Below are 422 nucleotides of genomic sequence, written 5' to 3' on the forward strand. Positions count from 1 at the left end.
GGCGGGGCGCCCGCGGGGCGGGACGCCCTGGCGCAGGCCACCGTCGCCATCGGCACCATCACCCAGCCCGAGGAGGCGCTGCGGCTCACGCGCTGCACCGGGATCCTGATCGCCCCGGATCTCGTGCTCACCGCGGCGCATTGCGTGAACGGCGATCCGCTCGGCGCCCTCGTTGTGTTCTTCCGCGGCACCGAGCCGGCGCGTCCGGTCTACGGCGCCCGGGTCGCCGCCCGCTACAGCCCCGATCCCGGCGAGATGCTGCCGAACGCGGCGCCCGACGTGAGCCTCGCCGACCTGTCCCTCGACCTCGCAGTCCTGCGCCTGACCGAGCCGGTGCGCGACCGGCGCCCGGTGCCGCTCGCGGCCGATCCCCGGCGGCTGCCCAAAAGCCTGCGGATCGCGGGGGCCGGCCTGTCCGGGCG

At 77.0% G+C, this 422-nt stretch carries 1 protein-coding gene; it reads left to right on the forward strand.

Annotated elements, in window-relative coordinates:
- The coding region (locus FV228_RS32780; RefSeq protein WP_147858053.1) for a trypsin-like peptidase domain-containing protein at window positions 1–422 on the forward strand (422 nt) is incomplete at both ends.

This window comes from Methylobacterium sp. WL18, from assembly GCF_008040015.1.
GTDB lineage: Bacteria > Pseudomonadota > Alphaproteobacteria > Rhizobiales > Beijerinckiaceae > Methylobacterium > Methylobacterium mesophilicum.